This window comes from Candidatus Firestonebacteria bacterium RIFOXYD2_FULL_39_29 (genome assembly GCA_001778375.1).
Taxonomy (GTDB): Bacteria; Oederibacteriota; D2-FULL-39-29; order D2-FULL-39-29; family D2-FULL-39-29; genus D2-FULL-39-29.
In genome coordinates this window covers 1-6,025 of record MFGV01000032.1, presented here as the reverse complement: position 1 = coordinate 6,025, position 6,025 = coordinate 1, and the positions used below count along the sequence as shown (strand labels likewise).

The window sequence follows — 6,025 nt, the reverse complement described above, 5'->3', positions numbered from 1 at the left end:
AGTGCGAATTTGCTTAAACAGGTAATAATCGTTTTTCTCAGGGTATATACAGGTTTTTATAGGGCTATTTATTATAGTTGCGGAATCGCTGTCGTGTACACCGAGTGTACACTTGAAAAGCAGGGGGGGTTCTTTCTGGTTAGGCTGACCAATTAAGAATAGCATGGATTTAATTTTTGGATTCAGATCTATTCTTTACGCACAATTTTAAAAGGTTTCATTTCGATTTAGTCTTTCTTTTACTTTCCTTAACACATCAGCTTCATTTATATCACCTAATTTCATAATTGAAGCTTATCAGCCGACTATAAATCTTTCCGATATAGTTTTCAGACTACTGTTATTGCGATTTTAAATTTCTGGCTTTTTACTTTCAATCTGATCTTGATATCTCTTTTCTAAACCAGGAACAATTACAAACAATATAATAAAAAAGAATAACGGGAAATACAAACCTATTTGAATATACCACTGCGGCAATCTGTGAATAATAAAAGTTGGAACTGAAAGCATTAGACAGAGCAATCCAAAAACAAAGAATATTTTGCCTCCAACTTTATTTGTTTTTTTAATAACTTCTTCGGTGTACTTAACCTTATTAACTCCAAAAAGCCGCAATTCGTTCTTTATTTTTGGTAAATAATTCCCAAAAACTAAACAATACATACCACCGATTAGACCGCCATAATTACGAAAGTAGCTCGGATTATTTAAATAGGCATCATTTAACATTAAATAATCAGCAATTAAACAGATCACAAAAAATATATTATCCCTCACTTTCATGATCTTCTTCTCTTTATCATCCATCTTAGCTGAAGGCAACCTTCGCTGAATAATAGAAGAAATGATAATTAGAAAAAAAAGGATTGTGCTATTAATTATTTCTCCATTTTTTCCTGTACGCCAATGAGCTACCCCATCATTTACGGGAAGATTCCAATAATACAAGCTCATAATAATAACAATTAGAATCACAATCACAGCAAACCAATCTATCTTAAGAAAACTTTTTATTGTTTCCTTACTAAACACAGGAAACACAACTTTGACTAATTTCCTGGAAATGTAAAAGAAAAATATAAGCACGGCCACAATAAACGCAATCGGTATAACATAGCTACTCAAAATAAACAAAATATTTAATTTCATTTACTACCTCCTCTTTTCTTAAATAACTCAAAAAATGCCGCCGCTACCTCTTCCATTACAGAAAGATTAAGCGAGTATATTATATGCTGTCCATCCCTTTTTTCCGATACAAGATTGGCGTTCTTAAGGGATGAAAGATGATGAGAAATTGATGGTTTAGAAATATCAAATTTAGCAGCTATTTCTCCGGCCGACATATTTTTTTTCTTTAAAAGCGCCAGAATGTCACGCCTTGTCTCATCAGATAAAGCAACAAAAACATTATTCGAATTCATTATCACCCTTCCTGCCGTTTAGATATTTAGACAACCGTGTAAATATTAACAGGTTTTTAATCAGATGTCAATAGGCAAATAGCACTTGTCTGGAATTATAATTAATCCAAAGTTGCATTATTTTTCTATAATTAAAAGCAGGCATGAACTCAGGTAAAACAAGCTTCAACATCAAAAGGAGCGATATTAAGTTTTTGAGGAGGTTTCCGGTTGGACCAGCTAATTAAGTATGGCGGGGATTTTAATTTTGGCTTCAGGTCTATTTTTTACGCCCATTTTTGGAAAGATTACACGTAAAACATTTTTCACATAGGTCTCATTTTTATTGAGCACACAGGCGATTTCTTTGTTTGACTTATCTTTAAGTAAAAGCTTCATAACCTTACGTTCTTCATCTGTATATACAGCTGCGGCATTCGATTTAGTGATGGAGGATTCTTTGCCGGCTTTCTTTCTACTTATAAGATTTTTTATTAAATTCAATATTACATCTTTATCAAAAGGTTTATGAACCTCTGCGGACTTACGTCCGGAGTTTCGGCGAATGGAATTCAATTTATTATTCATGCCGCATTCATCCACAGAGTTACCTCCGTGGTTTTCTGCGGCATACTCGCCATAAAGATAATCGAATGCACCGTATTTTCCGGCATCGAATATATACTCTTTGGTCTTATAAGCAGACATAATAATAACATCCGTATCACTATGTACTTCTTTTACTCTCTTCAAGACATCGGTTCCGCTTATATCTCCTAATTTCATATCGGTAAGCACTATATCAAAATTTGTCTTATTTATATTTTCTAAGGCTTTACAACCGGAATCACATAAAGTCAGGTCATATTTATTACCTAACAGTATTTTAAGTGATTCGAGTATATTCTTTTCATCATCAACTATTAATATGCTGGCCATAATGAATTACACTCCAATAGATTTTTGAAAAGCGATTTTACTTCCGCCAGTAATATTAGGCGGATCTTTCGACGAGATTACAAAACTATCTGATTCTCCGCCCTTAGCGAGCTCTCACCACAGGTGGACACTGATACAAGATATGGTTCCAAAATAATGAGCTCCACGACTCAACAAAGCTATGAAAGCGTCTGAACATTTTGCAGATATAAAAACATGCAGTAGTTGCTCGTTTTCCACCTGAGGCTGCCTGCCCGCCAATAATTAAGGCGGGGATCATGCGCAAGGCATGATATTGAGCCTGATTAATCAGGCAACTACCTTCTTCGATTATCGTCTTTTTTCTTGCCGTTTAGGCGCATGGCTACGAGTTCTTTGTCGTATTCGACTCTAACCACGGAGAGGGATTCGTCTTTTCCTTCTTTTTCCTGTTTTACCCAGACGCCCTGGCTTTCTTTTTTGGTAATGGCTTTCTTTAAATAATAAGCCACTTCGTTTGGATCAACTTTCTTGTTGTCCTGCATCCGTTTGAGTAGTTCGTGAACTTCTTGAATGTTTTTAGGCTCGCCCATATATATTCCTTTCGTCGAAAAAGATTCCACCGATTACAGTGCTACAGGATTCCACTGATACAAACAAGATAGCATGTCCATAAAAGTCTATAACGTCTATAAGGTCCATAACGTTCTACATTAATGTGGTATTAATTTATTAAAACTCCCTAACATAAAACTTCGTACTTTGTACTTCATAGATTGTACTTTATTTTGCTACTGTACAATTTACTATATTTCCTGCGGTTTCGTCTACCTTTATTTTCCAATCTTTTAAGTTTTCCAACTTGGCGGCTATTAACTGGGCGTTGCCGTATTTTAAGGTCAACTCAATCTGTGCGGTGCCTTCGACAAAATCTCTGGTTCTGGCATCAGCAACCCCGTCGAGATATCTGACGGCTTTTCTGAAATCTTCAAGTTTATTTAAATTGCTTATTCCTTTAACGGTTATCAATGCGGAAGCACTTTCATAAAGTTTCGCAGCTATACTTCCGGAAAGATCCGTTGAGGCCTCGCCCGCGGTCTTAGCAGCCATTTTTGCCACTGCGGCATCAGCCGTATAATCCCATACTTTTCCGCTTTTCGAAACAGCAAAAAGAGCTTCACCTGTAGTAGTTTTCACCACTTTCAGGTTAAGTGTGGTATTCGCAAGCATTGTATCTTTCAAGTATTCACTTGGATTCGGTTTAACTACAGACTCAACCTTTCCAATTACAGCTATTTCAGCATCAAATTTTTTAGCTATCTGCGCCGCAGCTTTTTCGTCGCCCCGCAAGGCTGCCAGCATCTGATCGTCTTTTTTGTTCTTATCCAGCTGTTCCTGATCTACTACCTTATAGTCCTTGCTTAAAAGTTCTGCCATAATCACGGTCGCTGCTGTTTGAGTGCTTACCAGTGCGCCGTTTACATATTCATCTATCAAAACAACCACTCTGGGATTATTTACGGTTTTAGTCTGCAAAAGAAGCCCCAGGTCATTTATCTGTTTTCTTATATCCGCCTGTTTTACGCTTGCCCAGATTTTTGTTTTATAAAACTCGCCGTCAGATCCCTGGGAGAGAACCTTGTAATCTTTTATATAGCCGCCTACTTTGGAAAATATTTTTTCTTCTATCAATGCAGCCTGCGAAACGATCTGCTGGCCTGTAATCCAAACCCCGATCGCTTTTTCTATGGCGTTTCTTTTTGCGGCTTCTAAACCCTGCTCTTTTGTAGCAAGAATATTCCCTGCCACCGGGGCTATAAGACTTTCGGCTTCTACTTCAACCAGAACTTCTTTTTCCTCCGGAGATTCCGCAACTTCGGATTTAACAACTTTTCTTGAAGCCCCGCAGCCGGCAAGAATTAAACAGAGCCCAAGGATAACTATTTTTTTAAACATAATGACTCCATATTACAGAAATTTTTGAAAAAGCGATTTCACTTCCGCCAGTTATATAGGGCGGATCTTTCGATGAGACCACAATACTGTCGGATTCTCCGCCTTTGGCGAGATCTCACCACAGGTGGACACTGATACAAGATATAGTTCCAATTTTCTATACTTTAAAAAACAGGCCGCCGGTGTTATCAAGCACCGGCAGACCTGAAAGGTATGAGACCGTCCCCCTTTTTCAGGGGGAAATTAATTATTCTATTTTCGTATTGAGCTGTTGTGCGAGTTTCTGTTTATCCAACCTCATAGTGATGATACAGCCGTCATCGGCAGTCCATTCCGTCTTTGACACTTCCGCGCCCATTACACTGTCATTTACTATAGCACTGATCTTTGAGTCGGTTTCCATTGCCTTCTGAATGGTGACACCGCCCTCGATCTTAACGCCTTTTACTCTGCCTACCAGATCATACTGGGCCGCAACTATTGCAGCATTTCTGGAAGTCGCCTTCCTCTGCGTGGAATCCGTAGCATCTTTTGACGGCGCGCCTAAACCGACAGCGATAAGATATTTATCCGTCTCGTTTGTCTGGTCTATGCTCTGCTTTATCTTTCCATCCTGAAGATACTGACTTCCCCCGCCGCAACCCGCTATAGTCAGGGTTAGAGCAACAACAAAACCTATTGCAACAAGCTTTTTCATATTCGTTCCTCCTTGAGATTATCTTATATCTAAATTATAATACATTTTTTTAACACTTTATTATGTAAATTAACTTACAATGTCATTTAAATTTTAGCATAAGAAAGCAGAGTTATTCAATGTTAAATTGCATCTGACTCAAAAAGTATTCAGATGCAGGGCCACACTGAACCATTCGAATACCTCAGGTACAGGGCTACGGGGCGCGATTTCAATTTGACTTTTCGTGTATTTTCCTTTATAATTACAGCATGAATGAAATGGTCGCTGTCATAGTACAGGGAGTTGTCGTAGACCCGGTTACAAGGGGTTTTGCTGTTATTCTAAGAGATGATGTTAACAGCAAATGGCTTCCTATTTATGTGGGTCCGTTTGAAGCTCAGTCAATCGCTCTGGAGATGGAAAATACAAAGCTTCCAAGACCGGGGACTCATGACTTGATCAAGATAATATTAGATAACTTAAACGCAAATGTTATTAAAGTCAATATCAATGATCTTAAGGATAATACCTTTCTTGCCTCTATCACGGTTGAAGTTAACGGAGAACAGAAAGAAATAGACAGCCGCCCTTCGGATGCCATAGCTGTAGCTCTCAGATCAAAAGCGCCCATTCTGGTCTCTGAAAATGTGATTAATCAGGCAGGTATGGATGCCCACCCTCATCATAACATGGATGAGAAAACAAAAAAGCTCAAGGACCTTCAGGTAAAACTAAATGAAGCCATAGAGAAGGAAAATTACGAAGAAGCCGCAAAGCTCAGAGATGAGATATCTAAGATAAACCCTGACTCGGGACGAAAGCCAAAAACGATAGAATAACAAAATAACAATCACTAAGATCTAAGCACTAAATTCTAAACAATAACTAAATCTTAAATCCTAATCACCAAATAAAAACCCAATAATAAAATGCTTTTTTATTTAAGATTTAATTATTAAGTTAGTAATTGTTTAGTGCTTATAATTTAGTAATTCAGACTGTGTCGCAATTATTTCTAGAAACACCGTTCTTTGACAACTGGAACCAAGAAGCGGTTTTTTAACCG

The 6,025-nt window shown here is 37.7% G+C and carries 7 protein-coding genes; 1 reads left to right on the top strand and 6 read right to left on the bottom strand.

The features are described 5' to 3' along the window. Positions 1-351 precede the first annotated feature (351 nt). From A2536_10120 to A2536_10095, 6 genes are all read right to left on the bottom strand, one after another. Positions 352-1,152: a hypothetical protein gene (locus A2536_10120; GenBank protein OGF47034.1), complete on the bottom strand. Its 801-nt coding sequence runs from the start codon at positions 1,150-1,152 to the stop codon at positions 352-354. After that, positions 1,149-1,427, bottom strand: coding sequence for an ArsR family transcriptional regulator (locus A2536_10115; protein OGF47033.1), 279 nt, complete (start codon positions 1,425-1,427; stop codon positions 1,149-1,151). Before A2536_10115 ends, A2536_10120 begins: the two co-directional genes overlap by 4 nt. 219 nt (positions 1,428-1,646) lie before the next feature. After that, complete coding sequence (locus A2536_10110) at positions 1,647-2,345, bottom strand: hypothetical protein (GenBank protein ID OGF47032.1); 699 nt, start codon at positions 2,343-2,345, stop codon at positions 1,647-1,649. A 317-nt stretch (positions 2,346-2,662) separates the two neighbouring features. Further along, on the bottom strand, positions 2,663-2,917 hold the full coding sequence (locus A2536_10105) for a hypothetical protein (protein ID OGF47031.1): 255 nt from the start codon (positions 2,915-2,917) through the stop codon (positions 2,663-2,665). Between the two features lie 190 nt (positions 2,918-3,107). Continuing rightward, positions 3,108-4,280, bottom strand: coding sequence for a hypothetical protein (locus tag A2536_10100; GenBank protein ID OGF47030.1), 1,173 nt, complete (start codon positions 4,278-4,280; stop codon positions 3,108-3,110). Positions 4,281-4,527: 247 nt separating this feature from the next. Next, positions 4,528-4,977, bottom strand: coding sequence for a hypothetical protein (locus A2536_10095; protein OGF47029.1), 450 nt, complete (start codon positions 4,975-4,977; stop codon positions 4,528-4,530). A gap of 251 nt (positions 4,978-5,228) precedes the next feature. Here A2536_10095 and A2536_10090 point away from each other — a divergent pair, with 251 nt between their 5' ends. Continuing rightward, positions 5,229-5,798, top strand: a complete 570-nt coding sequence (locus tag A2536_10090) for a hypothetical protein (protein OGF47028.1) — start codon at positions 5,229-5,231, stop codon at positions 5,796-5,798. Positions 5,799-6,025: the final 227 nt, after the last annotated feature.